The organism is Leptodesmis sp., assembly GCF_052746595.1.
In genome coordinates this window covers 1-24,525 of the sequence record NZ_JBRAGO010000069.1, presented here as the reverse complement: position 1 = coordinate 24,525, position 24,525 = coordinate 1, and the positions used below count along the sequence as shown (strand labels likewise).

Annotated in this window: 34 protein-coding genes, 1 pseudogene and 1 riboswitch; of the genes and pseudogenes, 23 read left to right on the top strand and 12 right to left on the bottom strand. The window is 49.9% G+C overall.

Annotated elements, in window-relative coordinates; all coding sequences use genetic code 11:
- The first annotated feature begins 380 nt into the window (after positions 1–380).
- From hypF to ACUVQO_RS15365, 8 genes are all read left to right on the top strand, one after another.
- Positions 381–2,810, top strand: a complete 2,430-nt coding sequence (gene hypF, locus ACUVQO_RS15400) for a carbamoyltransferase HypF (RefSeq protein WP_445926731.1) — start codon at positions 381–383, stop codon at positions 2,808–2,810.
- 5 nt (positions 2,811–2,815) lie between these two features.
- A complete protein-coding gene (locus tag ACUVQO_RS15395) occupies positions 2,816–3,115 on the top strand; it encodes a HypC/HybG/HupF family hydrogenase formation chaperone (RefSeq protein ID WP_445926730.1) in 300 nt (99 codons plus the stop codon).
- Positions 3,116–3,156: 41 nt separating this feature from the next.
- A complete protein-coding gene (hypD, locus tag ACUVQO_RS15390) occupies positions 3,157–4,326 on the top strand; it encodes a hydrogenase formation protein HypD (RefSeq protein ID WP_445926729.1) in 1,170 nt (389 codons plus the stop codon).
- An 84-nt stretch (positions 4,327–4,410) separates the two neighbouring features.
- The gene (gene hypE, locus ACUVQO_RS15385; protein ID WP_445926728.1) at positions 4,411–5,496 is read left to right on the top strand and encodes a hydrogenase expression/formation protein HypE; all 1,086 of its coding nucleotides are present in this window, start codon (positions 4,411–4,413) and stop codon (positions 5,494–5,496) included.
- 225 nt (positions 5,497–5,721) lie between these two features.
- Positions 5,722–5,877 carry a hydrogenase/urease maturation nickel metallochaperone HypA gene (locus ACUVQO_RS15380; protein ID WP_445926727.1) on the top strand — a complete coding sequence of 52 codons (156 nt, stop codon included), beginning with the start codon at positions 5,722–5,724 and terminating at the stop codon, positions 5,875–5,877.
- A 138-nt stretch (positions 5,878–6,015) separates the two neighbouring features.
- Positions 6,016–6,762, top strand: a complete 747-nt coding sequence (locus ACUVQO_RS15375) for a GTP-binding protein (RefSeq protein WP_445926734.1) — start codon at positions 6,016–6,018, stop codon at positions 6,760–6,762.
- Positions 6,763–6,935: 173 nt separating this feature from the next.
- Complete coding sequence (locus ACUVQO_RS15370; RefSeq protein ID WP_445926726.1) at positions 6,936–7,538, top strand: DUF3611 family protein; 603 nt, start codon at positions 6,936–6,938, stop codon at positions 7,536–7,538.
- Positions 7,539–8,219, top strand: a complete 681-nt coding sequence (locus ACUVQO_RS15365; protein WP_445926725.1) for an AI-2E family transporter — start codon at positions 7,539–7,541, stop codon at positions 8,217–8,219.
- A 267-nt stretch (positions 8,220–8,486) separates the two neighbouring features.
- Here ACUVQO_RS15365 and ACUVQO_RS15360 read toward each other — a convergent pair whose 3' ends face one another.
- The 12 genes from ACUVQO_RS15360 to ACUVQO_RS15305 form a co-directional block, all read right to left on the bottom strand.
- Complete coding sequence (locus ACUVQO_RS15360; protein WP_445926724.1) at positions 8,487–8,645, bottom strand: hypothetical protein; 159 nt, start codon at positions 8,643–8,645, stop codon at positions 8,487–8,489.
- On the bottom strand, positions 8,642–8,989 hold the full coding sequence (locus ACUVQO_RS15355) for a Type 1 glutamine amidotransferase-like domain-containing protein (protein ID WP_445926723.1): 348 nt from the start codon (positions 8,987–8,989) through the stop codon (positions 8,642–8,644). The genes ACUVQO_RS15360 and ACUVQO_RS15355 overlap by 4 nt, the downstream gene beginning before the upstream one ends.
- Positions 8,990–9,011: 22 nt before the next feature.
- The gene (locus ACUVQO_RS15350; protein WP_445926722.1) at positions 9,012–9,944 is read right to left on the bottom strand and encodes an arginine deiminase family protein; all 933 of its coding nucleotides are present in this window, start codon (positions 9,942–9,944) and stop codon (positions 9,012–9,014) included.
- Positions 9,945–9,969: 25 nt separating this feature from the next.
- Complete coding sequence (locus ACUVQO_RS15345; RefSeq protein WP_445926721.1) at positions 9,970–10,287, bottom strand: carbohydrate porin; 318 nt, start codon at positions 10,285–10,287, stop codon at positions 9,970–9,972.
- 63 nt (positions 10,288–10,350) lie between these two features.
- Positions 10,351–10,827 carry a hypothetical protein gene (locus tag ACUVQO_RS15340; RefSeq protein WP_445926720.1) on the bottom strand — a complete coding sequence of 159 codons (477 nt, stop codon included), beginning with the start codon at positions 10,825–10,827 and terminating at the stop codon, positions 10,351–10,353.
- A gap of 3 nt (positions 10,828–10,830) precedes the next feature.
- The gene (locus ACUVQO_RS15335; protein WP_445926719.1) at positions 10,831–10,977 is read right to left on the bottom strand and encodes a hypothetical protein; all 147 of its coding nucleotides are present in this window, start codon (positions 10,975–10,977) and stop codon (positions 10,831–10,833) included.
- Between the two features lie 26 nt (positions 10,978–11,003).
- A complete protein-coding gene (locus ACUVQO_RS15330) occupies positions 11,004–11,384 on the bottom strand; it encodes a baeRF3 domain-containing protein (RefSeq protein ID WP_445926718.1) in 381 nt (126 codons plus the stop codon).
- Positions 11,348–11,551 carry a hypothetical protein gene (locus ACUVQO_RS15325; RefSeq protein WP_445926717.1) on the bottom strand — a complete coding sequence of 68 codons (204 nt, stop codon included), beginning with the start codon at positions 11,549–11,551 and terminating at the stop codon, positions 11,348–11,350. The genes ACUVQO_RS15330 and ACUVQO_RS15325 overlap by 37 nt, the downstream gene beginning before the upstream one ends.
- Before the next feature lie 426 nt (positions 11,552–11,977).
- Complete coding sequence (locus ACUVQO_RS15320) at positions 11,978–12,178, bottom strand: hypothetical protein (protein WP_445926716.1); 201 nt, start codon at positions 12,176–12,178, stop codon at positions 11,978–11,980.
- 405 nt (positions 12,179–12,583) lie between these two features.
- On the bottom strand, positions 12,584–13,084 hold the full coding sequence (locus ACUVQO_RS15315; RefSeq protein WP_445926715.1) for a DUF1269 domain-containing protein: 501 nt from the start codon (positions 13,082–13,084) through the stop codon (positions 12,584–12,586).
- 78 nt (positions 13,085–13,162) lie between these two features.
- On the bottom strand, positions 13,163–13,816 hold the full coding sequence (locus tag ACUVQO_RS15310; protein WP_445926714.1) for a response regulator: 654 nt from the start codon (positions 13,814–13,816) through the stop codon (positions 13,163–13,165).
- A 66-nt stretch (positions 13,817–13,882) separates the two neighbouring features.
- Complete coding sequence (locus ACUVQO_RS15305; RefSeq protein ID WP_445926713.1) at positions 13,883–14,260, bottom strand: response regulator; 378 nt, start codon at positions 14,258–14,260, stop codon at positions 13,883–13,885.
- A 423-nt stretch (positions 14,261–14,683) separates the two neighbouring features.
- Positions 14,684–14,783: riboswitch (Fluoride riboswitch) on the top strand.
- 73 nt (positions 14,784–14,856) lie between these two features.
- Here ACUVQO_RS15305 and ACUVQO_RS15300 point away from each other — a divergent pair.
- The 15 genes and pseudogenes from ACUVQO_RS15300 to ACUVQO_RS15230 form a co-directional block, all read left to right on the top strand.
- The gene (locus tag ACUVQO_RS15300) at positions 14,857–16,518 is read left to right on the top strand and encodes a cation:proton antiporter (RefSeq protein ID WP_445926712.1); all 1,662 of its coding nucleotides are present in this window, start codon (positions 14,857–14,859) and stop codon (positions 16,516–16,518) included.
- Positions 16,519–16,571: 53 nt separating this feature from the next.
- Positions 16,572–16,766: a fluoride efflux transporter FluC gene (locus tag ACUVQO_RS15295; RefSeq protein WP_445926711.1), complete on the top strand. Its 195-nt coding sequence runs from the start codon at positions 16,572–16,574 to the stop codon at positions 16,764–16,766.
- Positions 16,759–17,004, top strand: a complete 246-nt coding sequence (locus ACUVQO_RS15290; RefSeq protein ID WP_445926733.1) for a fluoride efflux transporter FluC — start codon at positions 16,759–16,761, stop codon at positions 17,002–17,004. The genes ACUVQO_RS15295 and ACUVQO_RS15290 overlap by 8 nt, the downstream gene beginning before the upstream one ends.
- Before the next feature lie 10 nt (positions 17,005–17,014).
- A complete protein-coding gene (gene crcB, locus ACUVQO_RS15285; RefSeq protein ID WP_445926710.1) occupies positions 17,015–17,443 on the top strand; it encodes a fluoride efflux transporter CrcB in 429 nt (142 codons plus the stop codon).
- A 48-nt stretch (positions 17,444–17,491) separates the two neighbouring features.
- On the top strand, positions 17,492–18,181 hold the full coding sequence (locus tag ACUVQO_RS15280; protein WP_445926709.1) for a DUF190 domain-containing protein: 690 nt from the start codon (positions 17,492–17,494) through the stop codon (positions 18,179–18,181).
- A gap of 255 nt (positions 18,182–18,436) precedes the next feature.
- The gene (locus ACUVQO_RS15275) at positions 18,437–18,664 is read left to right on the top strand and encodes a hypothetical protein (protein WP_445926708.1); all 228 of its coding nucleotides are present in this window, start codon (positions 18,437–18,439) and stop codon (positions 18,662–18,664) included.
- A 190-nt stretch (positions 18,665–18,854) separates the two neighbouring features.
- A pseudogene (locus tag ACUVQO_RS15270) lies at positions 18,855–18,974 on the top strand (zinc metallopeptidase); the annotation flags it as partial.
- Positions 18,975–19,223: 249 nt separating this feature from the next.
- Positions 19,224–21,035, top strand: coding sequence for a mechanosensitive ion channel family protein (locus ACUVQO_RS15265; protein ID WP_445926732.1), 1,812 nt, complete (start codon positions 19,224–19,226; stop codon positions 21,033–21,035).
- A gap of 120 nt (positions 21,036–21,155) precedes the next feature.
- A complete protein-coding gene (locus ACUVQO_RS15260; RefSeq protein ID WP_445926707.1) occupies positions 21,156–21,524 on the top strand; it encodes an S-adenosylmethionine decarboxylase in 369 nt (122 codons plus the stop codon).
- Between the two features lie 73 nt (positions 21,525–21,597).
- The gene (locus tag ACUVQO_RS15255) at positions 21,598–21,996 is read left to right on the top strand and encodes a DUF4178 domain-containing protein (RefSeq protein WP_445926706.1); all 399 of its coding nucleotides are present in this window, start codon (positions 21,598–21,600) and stop codon (positions 21,994–21,996) included.
- Positions 21,997–22,046: 50 nt separating this feature from the next.
- On the top strand, positions 22,047–22,274 hold the full coding sequence (locus ACUVQO_RS15250) for a hypothetical protein (RefSeq protein WP_445926705.1): 228 nt from the start codon (positions 22,047–22,049) through the stop codon (positions 22,272–22,274).
- Between the two features lie 74 nt (positions 22,275–22,348).
- Positions 22,349–22,822 carry a spermine/spermidine synthase domain-containing protein gene (locus ACUVQO_RS15245; RefSeq protein WP_445926704.1) on the top strand — a complete coding sequence of 158 codons (474 nt, stop codon included), beginning with the start codon at positions 22,349–22,351 and terminating at the stop codon, positions 22,820–22,822.
- Positions 22,823–22,846: 24 nt separating this feature from the next.
- Positions 22,847–23,461, top strand: coding sequence for a hypothetical protein (locus ACUVQO_RS15240; protein ID WP_445926703.1), 615 nt, complete (start codon positions 22,847–22,849; stop codon positions 23,459–23,461).
- Positions 23,462–23,878: a hypothetical protein gene (locus ACUVQO_RS15235; protein ID WP_445926702.1), complete on the top strand. Its 417-nt coding sequence runs from the start codon at positions 23,462–23,464 to the stop codon at positions 23,876–23,878. It abuts the gene before it with no gap.
- A partial coding sequence (locus ACUVQO_RS15230) for a lipid II:glycine glycyltransferase FemX (RefSeq protein ID WP_445926701.1) occupies positions 23,871–24,525 on the top strand: 655 nt, incomplete at its 3' end. The genes ACUVQO_RS15235 and ACUVQO_RS15230, both read left to right, overlap by 8 nt.

Sequence of the window (24,525 nt, the reverse complement as noted above, 5' to 3'; positions counted from 1 at the left end):
AGGGATATTCTTCTCCTCTAGCCTAATTTTCCTACCAAGAAGGTGACACGCACCCGTAAGAGGAACCTATCCTGGCAAGCATTCTTGTGTGTATATATTGCTATAGCCACAAGTCCTGCGCCATGAATTAGCATCTGTTCGCGCATAACACAGACCACAGGCTGGTTGGCTGACAAAACTCTCTCGCCTTCCCCCTCTCCCGCTCTGGGAGAGGGGGAAGGCGAGAGAGTGCCCTCTTCCAAGTTGGGAGAGGGCTAGGGTGAGAGTGGTTCGGGCGACAATGCAAAAGATTTGTCAGTCGATCAGGGCCACGGACAAATTGAGCCTGTGATACCCTGGTAGCGTCACGATCGAGCAACAGTCGGGCCTTGGAGGTTGCCATGACCATCAACCTTAATTGTTCCTCTCTATCCTCGCCGGGAGCCGTTGAAGACATAGCTGAAACGATCCGGGTAACTGGAACGGTACAGGGAGTCGGATTTCGCCCGACGGTTTATCGTCTGGCCAGAGCAGCAGGATTGCGAGGTGAAGTACTCAACGATGGTCAAGGGGTATTGATCCGGGTAGTTGGCCCACAAGCCGTTCTGGATCGGTTTGTCCAAACCCTGCAGGAGGACTGTCCTCCCTTAGCCCGCATTGAGACGATCGTGCGTTCACCGCTAACTGAACCAATTGCCTATCGGGACTTTCAAATTGTCCAAAGTTTGCAAACATCCATCCGAACTGACATCAGTGCCGATGCTGCCACCTGTCCTGCCTGCCTTGCGGACATTCTCAATCCCGCCAGTCGCTGGTATCGCTATCCGTTCACCAACTGCACCCATTGCGGTCCCCGCTTGAGCATCATCCGCACCATTCCCTACGATCGCGCTCATACCAGCATGGCAGCTTTTCCCCTATGTCGCCATTGCGCTCAGGCCTACAAGGATGTCAGCGATCGTCGCTTTCATGCTCAACCGATTGCCTGCCCTCAGTGTGGTCCTCATGCCTGGTTAGAAAACACTGATGGTCAGACGATCGAGGATGAAACATTATCTCCGGTAGATGCCGTAGATGCCGCTGGTACGCTGCTGCAACAAGGCAAAATTATTGCCATTAAAGGAATTGGCGGCATTCATCTGGCTTGTGATGCCACCAATGAAGCGGCAGTACAGAAACTGCGCCAACGCAAACATCGCTATGACAAACCCTTTGCGTTGATGGCTCGTAATCTCGACATTATTGAACAATACTGCCTCCTCAATTCCCAGGAACGTGAACTGCTACAAAGCCCAGCCGCCCCGATCGTCCTCTTGAAAACCCGAAGTTTTGCAAACACTCTCAGTTCTAGGCATCTTCCTCCCCTCTCATCTCTGGTTGCACCGGGACTTTCCACTCTCGGCTTCATGCTGCCCTACACACCATTGCATCATTTAATGTTGCAGCGCCTGGATCGTCCGATCGTCCTCACCAGTGGCAATCGCAGCGATGAACCGCAATGTATTGATAATGATGAGGCGCGAGAAAAATTAGGAGCGATCGCTGATTTTTTTCTGCTTCACAATCGAGATATTGTCAATCGGTTGGATGATTCAGTCGTGCGAGTGGTGGATGGCCAGGTACAAACCTTGCGACGAGCCAGGGGGTATGCACCTACGCCCATTCGTTTACCAGCAGGATTTGCCCAGGCTCCGGCAATTTTGGCAATGGGCAGTGAATTAAAAAATACATTTTGTTTGCTGGATCAGGGACGGGCCATTCTCTCGCAACATTTAGGGGATCTGGAAAATGCAGCAGCGTTGGCTGCCTATCAAGATACTCTGAAACTGTATCTCAATTTATTGCAAACCCAACCTCAAAAGATCGCGATCGATTTGCATCCCGAATATTTATCCACCAAATTGGGAAAAAGCCTTGCCGAGCAGCATTCCCTGCCGCTGCAGCCCATACAACATCACCATGCCCACATTGCAGCTTGTATGGCAGAAAATAATCTGCCTCTCGGTAGTCCACCGGTTTTAGGAATTGCATGGGATGGCCTGGGAATGGGGGATGATAGTACGCTCTGGGGCGGGGAATTTTTGCTGGCTGATTATTGCCAATTTCAACGTCTGGCGCGATTGAAGCCGATCGCCCTGTTGGGGGGTAGTCAGGCCATATACCAACCCTGGCGCAATACTTATGCCCACTTGCAGGCCGTTTTTGACTGGGCCGATCTGCAAGCCAGATACGGACACCTGGAAATTATTCAATTTCTGGAGCAACAACCGCGATCGCTGCTGGATCAACTATTACAGAAAGGCATTAATGTTCCCCTGGCCTCTTCAGCAGGACGCTTGTTTGATGCGGTGGCAGCGGCGGTGGGCCTGAGTCCGGCTCAAGTGAGTTATGAGGGACAGGCAGCCATTCAATTAGAGGCAATGATTCAGCCTGCTGACCTGGAACTGGCACAGACATCACCCTACCCGTTCAATCTGGAAAATATTCCAATGAATGGCCACACCATGCTGGAATTAACGGCAAAATCAATGTGGTCTGACCTGCTTCAGGATCTGCACCAGGCAGTTCCTATTGGATTGATCGCCGCTAAATTCCATCTAGGGTTGGCTTGCGCGATCGTCGAAGCCGTCAAACACCTGAGTCAATCCCATACCTTTAGTCACGTCGCACTCACCGGAGGAGTTTTCCAAAATGAAATTTTAACCCGTTCTGTTCATCAGCAACTGACTGCCTTGAATTTTACAGTCATTATGCATCATCAAGTTCCTGCCAACGATGGTGGTCTGGCACTAGGTCAAGCCACGATCGCGGCGGCTCGCTCTTTAAGGTAAGCAAAATGTGTTTAGGAATTCCCGGTCAAATTATTGCAATCACAGACATTGAGCGGCAACTTGCGATCGTCGATGTGGGTGGCGTGAAACGACAGATAAATATTGCCTGCATTGTAGACGCGGATCATCCAGCCGAATCCTGTGTGGGAGAGTGGGTATTAGTGCATGTGGGATTTGCGATGAACCGAATTGATGCCGCAGAAGCTGCCGCAATGCTTGATTTGCTGGAAAAACTAGCAGAGGTTGATCAGGAGTTAGAAGGCGATGCGTTACGCTACGCTAACATTTTCTATGGAAAAATTTAGAGTAGTTAGATTTAAATCTAATCTATGGGGAGACGATAACGATGAAATACGTTAAGGAATATCGAGATCCCGACAAAGTTCAAGGTGTTTTACAAGCAATTAAGCGGTTGGGAAAGATTTTAATAATTAAGAAAGATCGTCCGATTAAACTAATGGAAGTTTGTGGTGGACATACTCATGCCATCTTTAAATATGGATTGGAGGAGTTATTACCGCCAACGATCGAAATGATTCATGGTCCCGGTTGTCCCGTTTGTATTATGCCGAAGGGGCGATTAGATGACGCGATCGCCATTGCCGAACATCCAGCGGTCATTTTCACAACCTTTGGTGATGCGATGCGGGTTCCTGGGTCTCAGTTTAGCTTATTACAAGCCAAGGCCAAAGGTGCAGATATTCGTATGGTGTATTCGCCATTAGATGCCCTGGAAATTGCCAAAGTGAATCCCGATCGCCAGGTTGTCTTTTTCGCCATTGGCTTTGAAACCACAGCACCCAGTACGGCGCTAACCGTCTTACAGGCAGAATCGGCAGGCATAGAAAACTTTAGCCTGTTCTGCAACCACGTCCTCGTCGTACCCGCCCTGGAAGCTTTGCTCAGTAATCCGGATTTGCAACTGGATGGCTTCGTGGGGCCGGGTCATGTCAGTATGGTGATTGGCACAGCACCTTATCAAGTCATTGCCCAGAAATACCATAAACCACTGGTGGTGTCCGGCTTTGAACCCTTAGATTTGCTGCAAGCCATCTGGATGGTGCTGCAACAGTTAGCCGATGGCCGTTGTGAAATCGAAAATCAGTACACTCGCTTCGTCCAGGCAACTGGCAATGCGGTCGCTCTAGAGGCCATGCAGCGAGTCTTTCAAGTGCGCGATCACTTTGAGTGGCGTGGGTTAGGAGATATTCCTCATTCTGGCCTCAAGATGCGTCCAGAATACGCCCAATTTGATGCTGAAGCCAAATTTATCCTGCCTCACCGTCAAGTGGCGGATCACAAAGCCTGTGCCTGTGGAGAAATCCTCAAAGGATTGAAGAAGCCCTGGGAATGCAAAGTTTTTGGCACTGCCTGTACCCCAGAACACCCGATCGGAGCCTGCATGGTGTCCTCCGAAGGTGCCTGTGCCGCTTACTACAAATACGGTCGCCTATCATTGGAGACAAAAGCTAAGCCAACCCCCGTCGCTACCAGTTTTGTGGGGATTAGGAGTTAGGGATTAGGACAGAATTACCAGTATCTTCATTGGTATTCACTTCGCCCGATCCCCAATTCCTGATCTCCTCTCCCCAATCCCCCTATGAACCTCCCCTCTCCCCAATCCAGCTCTGGCCGATCGCCCGCCTGCCGCCCACCCAAAATTCGGGATCCCGAGATCACATTAGCCCATGGCAGCGGCGGCAAAGCCATGCGGGATCTGATTGCAGACATTTTCGTCAGTAGTTTTGAGAATCCGGCTCTGGCTCCCTTAGAAGATCAGGCCCGCTTTGACCTGGCAGACTTGATGCAACGGGGCGATCGGCTTGCCTTCACCACAGATTCCTATGTGATTGATCCATTATTTTTTCCCGGTGGTGATATTGGTAGCCTTGCCATTAATGGCACAGTGAACGATTTAGCCGTCAGTGGTGCAACCCCACTGTATCTCACCTGCAGTGTAATTTTGGAAGAAGGACTCCCTGTAGAAACTTTGCGGAGAATCGCTGACTCGATGAAACGAGCCGCGATCGTGGCGGGAGTACAAATCGTCACAGGAGACACCAAAGTCGTGCAACGCGGTGCTGCTGACAAGGTCTTCATCAACACTGCCGGAATTGGTGTGATTCGCTCCCAGGTTTCTCCCTCGGCTCAGCAACTACAACCAGGAGACGTGGTACTTGTCAATGGCTCCTTGGGCGATCATGGGGCAACCATTCTCCTGGCACGAGATGAACTTGCACTATCCACTAATATTCATAGCGATTGTCAGCCCTTAAATGGCTTGATCGATACCATTCTGGATGTTTGCCCTGAAGTTCGGGCGATGCGCGATGCGACTCGCGGTGGTCTAGCTACCGTTCTAAATGAGTTTGCCAGCAGTTCCCAAGTGGGTATTCGGATTCATGAAGCCAGTTTGCCCATTCATCAGGAAGTCAACGGAGTTTGCGAACTGTTGGGACTGGATCCGCTGTACCTCGCTAACGAAGGCAAACTGGTAGTAGTTGTACCTGAAAATCAGGCAAAAGCCGTCCTGACAGCCATGCGATCGCATCCCGCCGGACATCAAAGCTGCATCATCGGTGAAGTGATTGCAGCACCCAGCGAAGTCGTTTTATTAAAAACAACCTTTGGCGCCGAACGAGTTGTGGATATGCTGGTTGGTGATCAACTACCTCGCATTTGTTAATCTACACAAATTTCATATCACTCTACCTGCCTTTCTACCCTCAATTCCTAATCCCCACCCCCCACTCCCTGATCTGCAATCCCCGATTCCTGAGATTCAAACTTCAATCCCCCACCTATGCACGAACTAGGAATTACTCAAAACATCGTCACGATCGCAGCAGAATATGCCAATGGTAACCCAGTCAAACGAGTCACGCTGGAAATTGGCTAACTAACTGCTGTGATGCCCGATGCCATTCGTTTCTGCTTTGATGTCTGTAGTCAGGGAACTGCATTAGCAGGTGCATCCCTGGAGATTATTAAAATCCCAGGATTAGGCCGCTGCCGACGCTGTAGCCGGGAAATTGCTTTAGATGCCCCCTTCGGCGTTTGTGAATGACGACTCCATCATCACCCATACCCATACCACCCACACTACTCATACTCACTCCTCCCATTCCCATCCGCACCGCCCCATCTCCCCCTCCCTTCCCATCAGGCTGAGTCTTATCCAGTAGTCACTCAACTCCATGCCGCCCTGCATGGAAACACCATTGAGCTAGAACACAAAATTCTGGCAAAGAATGATCTGATTGCCGCTCAAAACCGAGGTTGGCTGAAGGGCCGTAACATTCTCGCCCTGAATCTGGTCAGTTCACCTGGAGCTGGCAAGACAACTCTGCTAACCCACACCATTACCGATCTGCAACACCGAATTCCCATAACTGTGATTGAAGGGGATCAGGAAACTGCCAACGATGCTCAACGGATTCAAGCCACAGGATGCCCGGTGGTGCAGGTAAATACGGGAACAGGCTGCCACCTGGAAGCAGCCATGATTGAACGGGGATTGCAAACGTTGAATCCACCCATGAATTTCTCTCCTGATGATCGAGAATGTCGGGAATCTGGTGTGTCCGGCAGTGAGAGGATTCTGGCTCAACCTGATTGTGGGTGTTTATACGTCATTGCAGGAATTTACATTCTGTCAAACTTGTTAATTTCGGTCGCGGCATTAACCTTTGCCCTAGGGATTCTGTTCATTGCGGAAGGCATTTACACGATCATTATGGGCTTCACAAACCGGGCAGGGCATCGAATGTCGTGGCTGGTGGTCTTAAATGGAGTCATTACTTTGATTTTGGGCATTCTGGTTCTGAATCAGTTTCCCTTCAGTGCAATCTGGTTAATTGGTCTGTATGTGGGAATCAGTCTGCTGTTTAGTGAAGTTTCATTGTTAGTTGCCGCCCTGGCTGTGCGAAAAACCGTTACCACGACTACATAACATAGTTAAACTGTGACATGTTGAACTGTGAAATATGAGGGAGGGCATAGCAGTCGGGCACTGCTCCGGAGTACCTCCAAAATCTCTGCCAAAGACGTGTTACCAATTGCTATGCCCCTACCCAATCACCCATCTCCACCCCCTTGCATTCCCATCCTCAATCCCCACCCTCCATGTTCAACTTTCTCGATTCCGACACGCCGACTTCCACTCCTCGCGAGATTGCCCAATCCTTTCGCGGGTTAGGCTGGATTGGCCTCTGCTTACAGGCACTGCTCGGATTCATTCCCATCCTGGTGGTGACCACGAACGTGCTATTCAATCCCCGGCAACGACAAATGGGCTTTTCCCTGGGATTGTGGTTAGCGATCGCCTGCCTGCTTGCCCTGATCTTTAGTATTTACTGGTGCTTTCGCTACACGTTATTGGCAAGCCGATTGGAAAACCCGGATCTGCGGCCACCCAAATCACAGGTAACTAAAGACGTGAAGTTAGGACTCACGATCAATTTGGGGATCATGGCGATCGCGGTGCTGATTGCCCTATGGCGGGTGAGTGAATTAACCTTCAAAATGTTGAGCCTGCCCCAGGGCGGAACAGTAATCACTCCCAATCAAATTGGCACAACGGTTGCGGCTCCCGGAACCCTGATTACTCCCTCCAATATGATTGCAATTCAAGCGATGGTAAGCGCGATCGCCGCTGGCTTAGTAGGGACGATCGTGGCCCTGTTGCTGCTATATCAGATTGGGCTACACCGCAGCACCAATCGTTGAATGCTAACGGAACTAATTCCTTTAACCACCACCTTCTTTTATGCGCCTGCCACAATTTTCCCCATCCAATTCTCCTATGTGGCATTAAATAACTCCACACTGCTGCGCTTCATCCTACTGTTCATTGGTGGCTGGTTCACATTCTTATTCATTAACTTCTTTTACGACACAATCGCTATATTCAGTGTGGCCGGAGTGCTGGCTACATTGCTCAACTACCCGGTGGTCTGGTTGTCCCGTTATCTGCCTCGCTGGCTAGCAATCACCCTGACTTTCTTGGGCGCGATCGCGATCGTCCTGGCGTTAGTGGCCTTTGTCGGTCTGCAAGTAGTGAATCAGGGGCAGGCATTGCTGTCTCAACTCAAAGATCCCTTGAGCCAGCAAACTGCTTCACCGTTGCGGGATCTCCTGAGCCAGACGGATGTTAATAACATCATCACCACCCTAAAAAATGGATTGACCAGTGGGTTAGGCCTGGTGAAGGGAGTATTTTCCAGCCTCTTTGTCAGGAGCAACCGATCGACAATTACTGGAAATCACTCGCGCATCAAAAACTTCGATCCGGCAGGTTCCCGTTGTGTTGTTAAAAATTCGGGTGCTGGCCGAAGAGTCGAAAGTCTGAACACGGCCATCCAGTACAAAAGAATTCGGCGAGTTTCCTGGTGTCTTTCGCACCACTGAACCTTGATACCGCTTACAATATGAAACGATTTAAGCATTAAACTTTCTCCTTATAGGTCATTAGTCATCCAGGGAACCGACTAAACCTCCGAACAGACCACCAACTGCCCATTGCCTACCCCGATTAACAAAGGTTTTAGTTTATCATTTGCCATTGCATTAAATCATTTAGATCTCCGAAATCTGATTGAGTTACAATAAGGTGCATCACAACTTGATCACTCACAGTTTGAGTTAACTTAAAGTATCGGTAGATGTGACTTCAGGTTAAAGCGATAACCGTGGGGCAGAATGTGTAACTCGTTGAGAGAAGTGCTGGTCGATCGCGATACTAGGGAGAAACCCCATCCCTGGCCCGATTTCAACTGAATCCAGACTGGGGTAGGCAACCGAGGCACCTCCCAAAATCATAATGTCGGGCATCATGGCGGCTCCGGCACTGGTGCCTCCAATGACCCCCCTTCCGCATGGCACTTATGAATTGCATCCCCTAAAGGAGATCCTTTAATGAAATCTACAATCCGGGACTGATCGCCACCAGTAAAGAAAATGCCAGTGGCTTCTTCAATCTGGCGGATAGCTTTCTTACATTCAGATTCATCTCGATGCTCAGTGTGGATGACTTCCACGTTTTCAGTCCCGAGCCGCTCAAAAATGGTGATGTACTCGTCTTCCACCTCTTTGGGAAAGCCAGTGGCCGCCGTCATGACCGCAATGTGAGCTTTCGTTCCCCCGGCACAGATGCGAATGGTGTTACTGTCTACTAGCACCTTCAGTGCAGATGTAATTTCATTACTTCGGACAGGTCATACAGTGGCCACCGCCGCGTCCCCGCCCCAGTTCTGCACTGGCGATCGTAACTACCTCAACCCCTTCTTTACGAAGCGCGGTATTAGTCAGCACATTGCGATCATAAGCGACGACCACTCCTGGCTCCAGACAGACGAAGTTATTGCCACTATCCCACTGTTGCCGATGTCTGGCATAGATATCGCCCTGAGTTTCTACCACGCGCAATTTCTTTAATCCCAAAGCCGAAACCACTACATCAACAAACGGTTCAGAATCCTTAATAATTTCGTAGCCTGGAGTTTTGTCGCTGGGTCGCGAGGAAAAAGTGGTGACGTGGTTCATGATATCGGGGAAGAGGCTGACCAAATCGCGATCGCAGAACGTAAACACGGTATCTAGGTGCATCGCCGCCCGGAGTTTAGGTATTCCGGCCACGATCACCCGTTCAGCCGCACCTTTGGCAAACAGAGCAGCGGCCACCTGAGTAATCGCCTGATGAGAGGTGCGTTCACTATCATAAACCGCCAACCCGCCGATTAAATACTCTGCCAATTGTCGGGAACTGAGGCTGTCTAAGTAGCCGCGCACATCACCAACCAGTTCCAACCCCACCTCATTGGGGGTGATTTGTTGATCCAGAATCCATTTCTTGGCCTCTGGAATATCGAGGGTTTCCACCAGAATTTCGTGGAGTTCGATCACCTCAATGCCTCGGCTTTGCATCTTTATTCTGAAGTCAGCATGGTCGCGCTTCACCATCTCCACCCACAGCACATCATCAAACAGCAGATTGTCGCAGTTGGAAGGCGTGAGGCGAGAATGGGCTAAACCGGGTGAGCAGACCAGCACTTTTCGCAGTTTGCCCACTTCGGAGTAAACACCATAGGAAACAGTGTCCGAATTGGTGGTGGTTGGACTGGTGGCAACAGTCATAAGTAACTCCATTCGGTTGATGTGGTTAAAACAGAAAGCTAGTGCGAACGACTCCTACAAAGGTATCGGGATTGCGACTATCCAGATTCGGTGCCGTCAGCCAGAAAAATCCGGGGGTGATAGCAATGTGGTCATTGAGGCGGAAAGTATAGAAGGCTTCGATATGAAAGCCAACGTCGCGTTCGCTGCGCCTGCCAGCGGGCAGTCCAATGGCAGCGGCGACTCTGGCATTACTGGTGCCCATCACTCTGGGTTGCATCCCAAACACAATAACGAAGGGAATGAACACATCCAGGTAGGAGGGGTCTCGTACCGGACGCTGAGCAGGCGATCCACGAGTCATAGACAGAACCTCAGTTGATGCGTTTGGTGAATCAAGTCACGCCCTACAGCATTCCCGTTGTCTCTACTGACCGGACTGACGAGTCGGGGCATCTCTGCCCACTTCATCTCCTGGCCAGACCCGATTCAAGTCCACTAGGGTACCGCCATTCTGAGCGATCAGCCATTTGCGCTGGGTGTATTCCTTAGCCGGATGGGAGAGATCATAAACTGCGATCGCAGTACCGGACATGGTCAGAGGATCCAGACTGGCCATGATCTGCTGTACCGTCCTCACGGGGTTTAACTCATCCCCATGCACGCCGGCAATCAGAGCGATGCGTTTGCCATCTGCCACTCCCTTTGCCACCACCACGGGCACATACCAGTGTTGCCCGGTGCCCATCTGCACCCCCTGGAAGAAAAAGCGATGCAGTCTGCCAGGTTCCAGATCCTGGGTATGCAATTGACTAATCACCGGTACACCTTGAATGATATCGCCCGTGTAGATAGTGGCCACTTGCAACGGAACAGAATTAGATGCGAGCGAAAACTCATTCATGACTTAATACCGCAGAATTAAGGCAATTCCCTGGTAATCTGAAAGGGAGCCATCTTCAACCAGAACAACCTGACCTCCCTTAGCCAGCACTTTCTCGATGATTTCATCGATCGCATCATCCATGACCTCAGTGCCACCCACCTGATCCACAATTTCCAGATTACCCTCGTCTGTTACTACAGCCGGTACATGATAGTTTTTTCAACCAGCAATCGCTTCCCTCGGCCTTCGTGAGCTAATCGCCACACTTCTTCAATCGTGGACACCACCTTGCGAGCACCAGCCGCATCGGCTAATTCCTGCAATGCATCGGCTTGTTGGTCTCTCCGGACAGACTGCATAAGTTCCCAGACTGGCGGCGTGAGTTCATGAATCGTGGCCCGATCTAGATTGCCAGACAGCGTACCCACGATCGTCCCCTTATACTGGGAAACCTCCTTCAAGAAAGAGACTTGCCGATTCACACCCCCAACGATCAAGGGTAGGTCTTCATCATTCGCGTAGGCACCAAATGCACTATCTACCTGCTGGAAAAAGCGGCGATGGCGATCGTCCATGTAGCTGGAATAGAGTTGTAAGGCAGGGCGGTTGTTGCTCCTGGCCCCGTCATTTGCATGGCAAAGGTTTGATCTGCAATTTCTTCCAGGGCCTCTCCCGTTCCCACTAGAAGACGAGTCGAGGCTTGACTTAATAGCAGTACCCAGTAACGAAGCGTCCGGTACATACCATAGACCAGATCACGGGTGGCAAAAGTCTGATCAATAATGACTCGTGCTGAAACCGGAAACGGCAGATAGTAGGACTTCGCAAAATCATGGCTGACGAATAGGGCAAGTCCGTCGAGGGTGTGGGGATAGTTGATTGAACTAACGAGTGTATCTAACTAGTTAAAGAGTGGCTCTAATTCACGGATCGAAAATTCCTGGCTCAGCCGATCCTTTGCCTCATCGATCAGATTCTTGAGTAGAATTGGATCCTGCTTGTTTTCAGGAAAAGTGCGATGAGTTGGTAACAGAATTGATAGGGCGGGGACTTTTGTTAACGATTGTAGTTCTTTCAGATCATGACGAGTAATCATCCATACCTCCTACTACTAAGCGATGCAATCTCATGCTTCTACAATGTGTTGAGTTCCCACCCCCGCATTGATTTATGGATTCACCCCCGCTGGACAGGCCAGGACAGCCACTTGATAAGCCGTATTGCGATCGCCCGTAACACGAGCATTAATCTGGAAAGGTTGGCGATCCGTAGGAGTGCGAAAGGGCTGATCGTAGCGGTAGAACCGTCTGGCCTGAATTGTGCGTCTGACCACCTGTGAAGTAGAGTTGTCATTATATCTGAGATTCACTTCTGCGGTGTAGGTCGCATTGTTTTCTGGAATCAGTCTACCGACATAATTGACCCAGCGAGTCCCGGTTGGAACAGCAAAATCAGTATTGGCATTGGAATTGTTGGTACGATGACCTTACGAATAAAAGTTCTACCCGTTGTCACCTCTCTCAGGTAAACACAGCCTTTCGGTGCTGGGGGAAATGATTGAGCCTAGGCAGGTTGCACAACTGCAACAGCAGCAGTAGTGAGATAAAGTCCAATAATACTTGACAAAACTGGTTTCATAACCTCGTAACCTCAATAATCGAAATTTGATCAATAAAAAAATAGGGTAATGGAGTATACAGCAAGATCAACTGATGATAGGGGGCAGCGGGACGAGAATTGCTGTAAGACAGGTACTCGCCCCAATGATGACTACTTAGGCAGGAATCTCTGAACCAAAGTCCTGACGCAACTTGTCTTCCTGTTCCTTGGTTAAGTTAGATTGAATTAACTGTCCTCTTTCTTCCGGTGCAAACGCCTCTTCCACCTTGTCTAGCGTAACTTGGCCCGTCAGCAGAAACAGGGCAGAGGTTCCCTTAGTGACTTTGCTTTGCACATCTTTGATGAAGTCGTCATTAATCCCATAGTCCGTAAACTTACCTGAGATAGCCCCCGCCGCTGCACCAACCAGCATCCCAAACAGAGGCATCAGAAAGATCAGGCCAAACAACATTCCCCAGAAAGCTCCACCTAGGGCACCGGCACCGACTGTGCTAAACGCCTGATAGGTTCTGGGCTTATCACGATCTTGAGGCCAGGTAACGATAGCAGCATCTAGCACCTGGATCAGTTGTTGCTTTTGTAAACCTTCCAACTTTGCCAGGGCTTTTTCTGCACCTTCAGGGGTGTTGAATTTCCAAACAGTTAAAGTTGACATGATTTTCTCCTGTAATAATCCTTGGCTGGAATCGTTTCCTACGGAACTTATTCAACCGCATTCGATCGCAAATCGTCTTTAATCTGCATTACCCCATCCCAGTAACTGAGCAATCTGATTGGTAACAATTGTAGGATTAAATGGCTTTGCGATCGCACCGACAAAGCCCATCTCCTCAAGTTGTTTAGGGGTAAACCAACTGGCTCTGGAAGATAATAACACAATGGGAATCAACTGAACCGTTGAATGCTGCTTCAATTGTTCAACAAAGATCAAAGCATCCGTCTGTGATGTCGAAGTATCAAGCAAGATTGCATCTGGATGAACTGTCTCACATAAATCAACTCCTGCTCGAATGGAGTTAGACAGAGTGACTTTCCAGCTACCAAGCTCGCTTAAACAGGCAGACAAGATTTCGCCAATGCTGAGTTCATACTCAATCAAAAAGATTGCTCTTACAGACATGGCTGGGTTCCCTTCAACCCCACAAGGGAGGCTATCTGTCTTGAATGCACGATTTAGCATCTGTTTCAGCATTCCTTCGATAGCCAGATGATCATCAAAGTCCTGCTGCACGTCCTCCAGCACTTGTCTGGAGATCGCGACCATTACCTGGGCAGCAGCATAATCGTGTACACAGAGATGTTGTAAGGCCTGATTTAAGACGTGAGTTGCAGTTTCAATACACTGAGCTTTCGACGTACCAGCATTAAACATCCTGTAGTAATCCATTGACTGCGAATCAGAACGATTCGCTCTTTAGCATAGGCTAAGAAAATAGGAAACTGATATGATGGCCTATGAATGCCAATTCATAATGTCTGCCACCTGCCTCCAAACAGTAACCAGATCAAAGGACTTCATGAGCATGCCTGCCGGACCAAGTTCTGTAAACCGTTGTCGATCTTTAGGTAACACTTTGGCCGTTAGCACAATCACCGGAATAATGCGAGCCTGCGGATCAGCCTGAAGCGCTTCAAACAGTTGAACCTCATCCATATCCGGCATGGAAATATCCAGAAGAATTACATCAAAACTACCAGTTTTTGCCAGGTGTAGTCCTTCAGTCCCCGATGATGCTGTTTCTGTATACCATCCAGCGAATTCCTCCAACGATGCCTGCACAACATCTCGAATATCTTCTTCGTCATCTACAATCAAAATTCGTTTGGACATCACAAAGATAGAAAGTAGGAGATAGTATGGGGTTGGGAAATTTTTGTGCAAGGGACTTGCGCAAAGGATATCCAAAGTAGCTGGCAGTTAGAAGCTGCATCTACACAGACAATCCCCCGTAGACGGGTTACTCAGATAGATGACGATGCTAGTCAGCGAAGACCGACTTTGACAGTGTAGCTGTGGTTTGAACCACCAGGATTAAAGAATTTTTGAATTTTTTAGTCAACCAGGGCATGATCTCCAAGGAATGGCATGACTCGTTCTGTTTCACGCAAAGAACAAACGTAAAGCGGGGGAAGCATCAGCATCGGTAGAGGGTGGCAAGTAGATGATTCTAGGGTAGCTTTTGGAGGGCTTCCTTGTACAGGAGGTTCAGTGAAATCCTACTAGCGATTTGGTCGATTTAACGATATAAAGTAAAGAAGCTATGGCGATGGAGCTCGCCAAAACCGCCCCTTGTGTTCAAATAGGCTGAAGCCAAAAATTTGAAACATGAAAGGCTGATAGCTCCTACAGTTCCGGCTTGCAGCGGAATTGTAGGAGTAGGGATGTCTTAATCCAGTTTTTCCTCTGCAAGCCACGTTGTTTAACTGATGCAAGCTCAACGTGGTGTGATGTTAGAAAGCCTGATTTGGATTTTATTAATGGGATTTTTTGTCGGGCAGATTGCTCGACGTCTGAAAGCACCTGCTTTGATTGGGATGGTGCTGGCGGGGATCGTTCTCGGTCCACAGGTGGGCGACGTTATCAGTCCAGACCTCTTGGGAGCGGCAACGTCCCTCCGCACGATCGCCGTCATGGTGATTTTAATGAAAGCAGGACTAGGGCTAGATCGAGAAAAGCTGGCTCAGCAAGGATCAGTTGCCCTACGATTGGGATTTTTGCCAGCGGCTTGTGAAGCCATCACGATCGCGTTTGCGACGATGTGGCTGTTTCAGTTTGATTTTGCCACGGGCTTGCTGCTGGGCTGTGTGATTGGGGCTGAATCACCCGCTGTGATCGTCCCCGGAATGTTGCGGTTAAAGAGTTTGGGATGGGGGGTTGAGAAAGGCATTCCCGATGCTATTTTGACGGGCAGCGCCTTATCAGATGTACTGCTGTTGTCGGTGTTTAGCCTGCTACTCGCGTTTCTATCTCAAACTACGGCAATGGGGCTCACCTTACCTGGTGGGTTGACCCTTAGCCCTGTGCAACTGCTGCCCTTGCAAATCCTCTGCCAAATTGGATTAGGGATTGTCTTGGGCTGGTTAACCGCGCGAATGTTAGTGTCGTTACTCGCCAAGCAAAACTGGACGCAAAATGCTGTTCAAGATGCCTTAGTGACAGCGGGGTTTGCCCTTTTGCTGGTAGTTTTGGCAGAAGATTTTCCGATTTTTTCGGGGTATCTCGCGGTGATGGCGACCGGATTTTTCCTGATTGAATTGGATGCACCCCTGGCACGACGACTGCGGGGTGGGTTTGATAGTTTATGGGTGATCGCTGAGATCATCTTATTTGTGCTGCTGGGAGCCAGTATTCAACTGACTGTATTGGGGAATGTATTGCTGGTAGGGTTGCTGGTATTGGTAATCGGAACCCTGGTCGGGCGATCGCTCGGTTGGTACCTGTCTACCATAGGGAGTAATTGGAACTGGCAAGAACGGTTGTTTCTGCTGCCAGCAAATTCAGCGAAAGCGACGGTGCAGGCTGCGATCGGAGCCATTCCACTAGCTCAAGGAATTAAGGGTGGTGAGACGATTCTGGCGCTGTCTGCCCTATCTATCTTGGTAACCGCACCATTGGGAGCCTGGGCAATCCCCACCTTTGCCCCCAAATTGCTAGAGCGGGGCGACGTTGACCCGACCAAAGTAACCGTTGCTCGTCGCATTGTGTTGCTAGCGGCAGTGGATGCCTCTCCCCTAGCGGTACAGGTATTAACCAAAGCTGCAGAACTCGCCCGCCGTAGTGATGGGGAAGTCGTGGTGTTACACGTCATCCGCGTGGAAAATCCCCAGGAAATAGAGCAGCTGCGTAACCAGGCCAGACAGTTCCTAGCGGATATCCGCCATCGGTTTATTACTACCTCTGGCTCAGTGCCGGAAGAAATTGTGAAAACGGCTCAGGCCTATGGTGTCGCAGAAATTATCATGGGTAAACGCGGACATCGTCCATTAGAGGACGTGTTAGTGGGATCTGTTTCTCAGGCTGTATTGGAGACCAGTCCGTTGCCTGTGCTCGTGGTAGAAGCTAATGCCAACGCATTAACGACTCGTTAACTTGATCTGGAGAGTTTGCCATGCTGAAATGACCAATTTTGCAAAAACCTGTTGTGCGAACTGTTGCTACCATTTCTCTGGGGGCGATCGCCGGAGCATTATGTCGATATTATTCTGGACTCGCGATGAATCACCTGCTGGGGATAGAGGTGCCCTACAGCACATTGGTTATCAATGTGACCGGCTGCTTTGCCATGGGATTTCTGGCAACGCTATCCCTAGGGCAGGTGATCAGTCTGCATCCTTGATGTTCGGCTGCTGCTCCTGACGGGTTTTCTGGGGTCATATACTACCTTTTCCAGCTATGAACTGGATAGTGCCCATTTACTCGAGCAGGATCGTTTAGGGGCAGACCTATTTTATTGGATGGGAAGCGTGACGTTGGGATTCATGAGTCTACAGCTTGGTATGTTATTCGCAGAGTGGCTACTCGGTAAGCTTGCCCCTTTCAGAGAAATGCTCCATAAACACGATCGATCAAACTGATGCATCATGATTGGCTATATCTTCTGATATCTCCCAGTTCATCAATACATCAAACATGGAAACCCATTCTTTTCTCCCAATTTGGATTGCCCTAGGAGCCATTCCAGGAGAGCTCAGCCGCTATTATTTAACACTGATCTGCGTGGAAAAACTCGGCGGGGATTTTCCCTTTGGAACATTCATCATTAATCTATCTGGGGCATTTTTGATTGGGCTCTTCGCCACGCTGTTTCAGTCAATCAAGGCTGACTTGCCACTCAATGGATTTGTCATTCTCGGCTTTTTAGGGTCTTACACCACATTTTCAACCTACACATTAGATACGTCAAATTTGCTCAAACTAGCGAGTTATAAACGGGCATTGCTATATGGATTAGGTAGTCCATTAATCGGTTTTTTAGGAGTCGAACTTGGCATTGCTCTGGCGCAGGGGATATAGCCTTCCCAGGAGAAGAGGATGAAAAATGCAGAATAATTAACGATCTATGTGGCAGAGGGCGATCTCGGTCAGGGCAAGCTGCTCTACCAGACGCTCATAGATGCGGCGCGTCAATCAGGCATTGCAGGAATAACGGTGCTGCGCACGGCTGTGGGTTATGGGCAAAGCTATCGCTCCATCAGTGTGGACTGGATGATGGAACTGGCTCCTCAAATGATCATGGTTTTGATCGCAATTGATCAATTGGAGGCGATCGCCCGCTACATACCGCGTGTTCAGGCCCTCGTTGAATATGGACTAGCTGTCAAGGAACCCGTTACCGTCGTGCATCATGCTCCAGTATTGTCCGATAAGCTAGCCCAACCCACGCAGCAATTTACACCATTCACAGATCAGGAGAATCCGATGACAGACTTTGAGCGGCTAACTATTTATGTCGGTGAATCTGAACAGTGGCAAGGCAAGCCTGTACACTTGGCACTTGTGGAAGAAGCGCGCCGCCACCGATTAGTGGGAGCAACCGTTGTGCGCGGCATGACTGGATATGGCAGACATAGCCATGAGCGCATTATGTTTTTGGGGATTATTGAGCTTTCCTCTGATTTACCGATGGTCATCACTATAATTGATCAGACCGACAAGATTGAGCAGTTTTTACCACTCGTTCAAAACATGGTGGGAGGAGGAATTGTAGTACGCGATGCAATCAATGTTGTTCACCGTACACCCGTCAAATAAGATGCCCTCTCTATCAAAATGAGCTGGGACAATTGACTCCAGTGGCGATCGCCCCTGCTTCAGAAGTGAAGAGTTTTGTCCTGTACTTAGGTCTCTGAATAATCTATCAAATGTGAAAAACGAAATTTTAAATTAATTTTTATCCCATCCCATCGTCTATAGGGTTGCATAAAGATTAACCTCATAGCCTGGAAAGCGAACGATGCTGAATGGAATCCTATTTGCTCTGTTTGCAGCATTGCTAGGAGTAGTGCCGTGTTTTTGGGGACATCGTCTGTTGTATGCCTCATGCTGCCCGTTTGGTCATTCTTTGGTGGCCTTTGGTTGGGCGCAAAGGGAGTCAATCTGCTGTTTGGAGGTGGATTTTTAGCGACTTCTACGGGACTCACAATCGGTCTGGGGCTGGGCATTCTGTTAGCAATCTTCTCCTGGCAGTTCTATGAACTGGGAGTAGCATTCTTGGGGGCAGTGATTGGGGCCTGATTGGGTTATGGTGTGATGAATTGGTTAGTCTTTAAACGGGGTAGTACTGTACCCGTTTTAGTGGCTCTCATTTGTGGTCTGGTGCTGGAGGGGTAACGCTGGTACGTCACTGGCAACAATATGTGGTGATAGGTACATCGGCGATCGCGGGAGCTAATGCACTGAATTAGCGGATACTCCCCAGGAAGCACAGGGGGCAAAACAGGTGTTAACGGCTGCCGCTCTAACCTATGTAGGAGCAGCCATCACCTCAATTATGCAATTGCTGTACTACATTAGCCTGGTACAGCGTAGCCGACGGTCATCATAATAGTTCCGTTATGACTGAGCCCTTTTAAAATGGTTTTTGGCGATCGCTCAACAATTCGGCGCTCTTGCCCTTCCTATTTTGCCTGTGGCTAGGCGATCGCGCAACTCATTGGAAAATTAATCAACTCATTGGAAAATTAATCCGGTACTGCTCTTTTTTGCCCCTTCCATTACCTCCATTACCTGCTAAAACAGAGAAGCCTGATAACTCAGATCAAAGTTAAGCTAGGAGGTAAGTCGGTTGAGTTGGATGCAAGGATGGCAACGCTCGTGGAGACAGCAGTACTGGTTAGCCTGGTTTTTGGTAGGTCTGATCTTGGTGCTGAGTCCAATCCTGACGGTAAACGCATTTCTGCAACCACCCACAGCGATCGCCCAGATGCCTGGTTTGCCGTCTCCCAGTACGCCTCAATTGCCTCTGGGGGTACAACGATCGGGCCTGGTTGAATCGGCCCCAGTGCTCCTGGACGGTAAAGAGTTATTCAAAATTGCGTCGCCAACAGTCTTGAATCGGGCCGAACCGGGCCAACAGGTGCCGGTAGAAGTGCGGGCACGTCAAATTGAAATGAACCTTGCCCAGTTGCTAGCTCCTAATCCCGTAGTGGAACGGTCAGCGTCCTATTCGACCCTGCTAGATCCTAAAACAACGGAAGTACTGATCGAAAATCTCAATAGCCAACCTGTATTGCTTGTCAGGGATGCACATCTGGCTGAACCACGTGTACTGTTAACCGTAACAGATGCCGATGCCCAATATTACGCAACAACCAAGGCGGAACTGGCTCAACGCTGGCAGGCAACCCTGCAGCAGGAACTCCGTCAGGCTTTAGAGAGTCGTCAACCGGGAGCCAGGAAAGAACGCCTCAATCAGGTCGTCATTTCCCTGGCGGCAATGGTGGCAGCAACTCTAGTACTGTTTGGGGTTTGGAAGGTGTTGGGATGGCGCAGGCGACTTTTAGAGCAGCGACAAAGGGCTGAAGCGACTACCTCTACCATAAGTGCTCCGCTGGACAGTTCTGCTGCTGCGATCGCCCTTCAGGCGGCAGAAGCAGAAGAGAGAGGTTTGCAATTCCTGGAAATTTTGCGGGAGCAGTTGAGTCTGCAGCGTCGTCTGCGAATTCTGGATTTTCTCAGGTGGCTGTTTTTTTGGGCGATTATTTTTGTCTGGGTCAGCGGCATTGCCAATATTCTCTCCTGGTTCCCGGAAACACGGCGATTTGCTACGGTGCTGGGGTCAATTCCCTCAGTGATTCTGGTAGCCTGGTTTTTTGCTGGGTTGGTCGATCGCTTAATTCATCTAGGAGTAGATCGATTTGCCAAGGCCTGGGAACTCAATTCCAGCAGTACAGAAAATTCTCAACGGCGATCGCTGCGGATTTCGACCTTGGTGGCGGTAGTGAAGGGACTGACTACCCTGTTGGTTTATATTACGGCGTTGATGTGGGTGCTGCAATCTCTGAATGTTGCTCCCATTTCAGTACTGGCGTTAGGAACAGTCTTAGCCGTGGCTGCCTCGTTTGCAACTCAAAATATCATCAAAGATTTCGTCAACGGATTTTTGATTTTACTGGAAGATCAGTATGCGATTGGAGACTTCATTAAAGTCAATAATGTATCAGGTCGCGTTGAGAGTTTGAACTTACGAGTGACACAGATTCGCAATGATACTGGACATTTAATTACGATTCCCAATAGTCAGATTGCCCAGGTCGAGAATATGACCCGTAGTTGGTCACGTTGTGATTTTCAAATTGAAGTCGCCTACAATACGGATGTGAATCTCGCCCTGGAGGTGATTCGCCAGGTTGCAGATGAGTTAGCCTTCGATCCGGAGTGGGGAAAATTCATTCTGGATACAACAGAAGTGCTGGGAGTAGAACAACTGTCCCATAGTGGCATTCTGATTCGCCTCTGGATTAAAACCCTACCGATGAAACAATGGCCCGTTGCCCGTGAATTTCGTCGCCGCATCAAAATTGCTTTTGACAAGCAGGGAATTGCGATCGGGATGCCCCAACAATCACTCTTAGGGCCACTTATAGAGCGGACAGATAAAAATTGATGCACCCTTGCCACACTGTTACTCGAATGCTCCGCCCTGTCAATCAGCAATAATGTATCAATAGCAGACATAGATAACACAACAACCGTGAGCACCAGTCCGAGAACACAGTCAAATGCCGTGACGAACATACCAGTTCGATCGCACCACTTCTCGGCCATCCTGCCGACAATCCCCACGATTCTTACCGCCAGTGCTACCGACTTACTGGCAGTCTTGCAGACTCATGTAGAAGCGGCTGGATTACGTGCCGTGACCCAGGCTGGGGCCACCTTCCAACCCCAGGGAGTTTCTGTCGTCCTGATTTTAGAAGAATCCCATGTCGCTCTACACATCTGGACAAAGTGCCGCAAGGCCACCGTTGACATTCATGTTTTTGACTCCAGCCTGGATAATTTTACTAAGGCAAAATTTTTGGCAGAGCGGCTCACAGCCTGGATTGCAGGGAACAATCGCCCCAGATGGCACTATTGGTGTATTGAAGGCTAAGATTGGTGCAGTTTTTTGAGCAACGGCAATGGCTGTCACTGAGGAGACTCTCCGATAACTACAACCAGGCGATGTGATTTACTATCACGGGGTGCAATGGCGCGTGAAAGATGTCAGTCATTACCGCGATCCCGATGGCTATGAAACGGAGGAATGGTTGCTGAAATCGCCACTCAGTAAAGAATATTATCTGCTGCGCGAAGTAGACCCGGAAAATCCGAGCGCAGAGGTCAACTGGTATATTGCTGAGCAATTGCGCAATCCGGCGATTTATGAACCGGGCAGTTCGCGAGATTTATTAACCTCCCTGGCCTACGAGATGCGATCGGGCCAAGAACCCTATCCTCAACTGCAAACCCTGAATCGGATTTACATCTTTGAGTCGAAAACAGAAGGTACTTACGAGTCAGAAGACGGCTCCGAATATCGGATTTCTGGGATTATTGGGATGCAGCTCACCTGTGGAATTTAGCCCTGGAAGCCTGGAGCGATTCCAGCTTATCGGTTTACTCCACGCGCAAAGTGCAGCCAGCAGATTTTTCGCAACCGCAACCGCGCCATCAGACAGGAGCAGATTCCACGCATCAGGGGGCAGGAGGCTATGCAGCCGCCAATCACCGCATCACCGGATTCCGGCAAACTCCTTCAGGCAGTTACCTGTTTGGGCTGTATATCCCCAGAGAGCAGCAGTTTGTCCTGGCCTGTGTGCTGCTATTCTTTGGACTGGTCTTGATGATGTCTGGGATTTGAACTGGATTCCAGCAGAGCCCGGCTGTGGCCCTGAATCAAGTTTGGCTACCGATGTTTGAACCCTTCCTACGCTGATGACAAACTCCCTCTTTATCGAACACCATGCCCACGGACTCGCGTTTTATATCAACGGCGATTTGCAATTTGATTCGGCAGATGAAGCCATCTATCACGAACATCTGGTGCTACCTGCGATTGCCCTGGCCAGCCAACGGTTTCCAGACACCCCCCTGCGAGTTCTGATTGGTGGCGGTGGGGATGGTTTGGCGGCGCGGGATGCCCTGCGGTTCTCTCAGGTCAGCGACATTACCCTGGTAGACTATGACCCGGCAGTCCTGGAACTGGGTAGAACGGTGTTTCAGCCTTACAACCGGGGGAGTTTGCTGCCAGCACCGGATGCCCCCCTGGGTGGTAGTCGGGTGACGGTGTTTACTCAGGAAGCCTTTGAATTTATCGGTGCCCTGCCGGATGCCTACTATCACGTCGTCATCTGCGATTTTACCTGTCCCACCCGTCCTGCCGAAACGCAAGTATACAGTCGGGAATAGTATGCCGAAATCAAACGAGTGCTGGTGCCAGGAGGAATTCTGGCGATCAATGCAGTGTCCCCGGAACATACCACGATCGCCTTCTGGTGCCTTTATCAAACCCTGTTAGGGGCAGGCTTAGCGGCCAAACCGATGCGGCTGCCGATTCCCTCCTTTGATCGCCATGAGTATGGGGATTGGGGTTTCTTTCTGGCCTCCCCACACCCGATCGCTGCAGCGGAATTAGGGACATTATCCTTTCCGCCTGACCTGCAAGCGCTGCAACCCGATTCCTGGCAGGAAACCTTTCGTTTTCCCGCGGCCCTGGCCCACGATCGACATCAGGTTTGCATGCATACGCTGGAGTCGCCCCAGTTATTCTATTACCTGATGAATTTCAACAAATTCTTTGCCGATGCCTCGTCGGATCCGGCGTTGTCAATGCAAGCCCCAACTGAAGCCACAACCAGAGAAGATTGGATCGATTTTTTAGAGATTGAGGAACCAGGAACAGGATTGATCGGTGTGGGCGATCGCTTGCAATTAGAAACCCTGGCCCAATCTTGGTTGACTCAGTTGGAACAGGCCCGTCATTCCCCTGCCGTGCTGTGCAACCAGGTCGAACTGCTGCCGGTGCACCACGCCTATCACACCCCCTAAATGACGCGAGAATGGTTAGGCCATCTGCGGCACCTGTTGAGTGAAATTGATGGTAAACAGTTCCTATCCAGTCTACTGGAGCGAGCACAGGAACTACCTCCCAGCCTGGTGCGCGACTTGAAACAACTGATTGAGAAATTGCGGACGGGCCAGCCGATTGTCCAGATTTCACCAGAAACCGCTGAGTTGATCACCCTGCTTTCCATGATGCTGATCACGGCTAATCTGATTACTCCTGATGCCGTATTTGCCAAGGGCTATTCTGCCGGTTTCAGATCAGGTGATTCTGGCAGCACTTACTACGGCAGCGATTATTATGGCGCGTCTGGCGAACCCGGATTTGGGTGGATCGGCTTTATCATGATGCTGCTGGGTGGTTACTGGATGGCGCATTTATTGAGGCGAAAAGATGACTGATGTTTCCCCCGACCGTCCCCTCGAGGCTACCGCCGAGCCGCTGCTGATTCGCCCCCTGGCAGAGAATGAGCGATCGCACTGGGATGACTTTGTGCGATCGCAACAGGGATGTTTTATGCAATCTTGGGCCTGGGCAGACTTCAAACAATTGGAAGGTTATCGTACCTTTCGCTATGGCATTTTTGCCAGCGATCGCCTTGTAGGAGGTAGCCTCTTCTATTTTTATCCCCATACCCACACGGCCAATTTACTCTTTGCACCGGGCGCACCCTTACTGCTCCCCGGATTTGAGTCTGCTGGCATGGCTCTGTTGCTCCAGCAGGCCAAAAAACTGGCGGCAGAACAGGGAGCGATCGCCTTCCGCATCGAACCCTTGCTCTCCGTAAAACCAGCCTACTTAGCTGACTTTGTGCGGGCACCTGTAGATTTACTTCCCAGTGAAACCCTGCTGATTGATCTGCGCCCCTCTCCATCCGATATACTGGCCGCCATGAAACCTAAGGGCCGCTATAATATCCGTCTCAGTCAGCGTCATGGGGTCATTACGCACTTCACCACCGATGCCGCTGCCATCCCCACCTTTTATGACCTGTTCTGGGCAACCTCCCAGCGACAAGATTTTTTTGCTGAACCCTATGGCTTTTTTA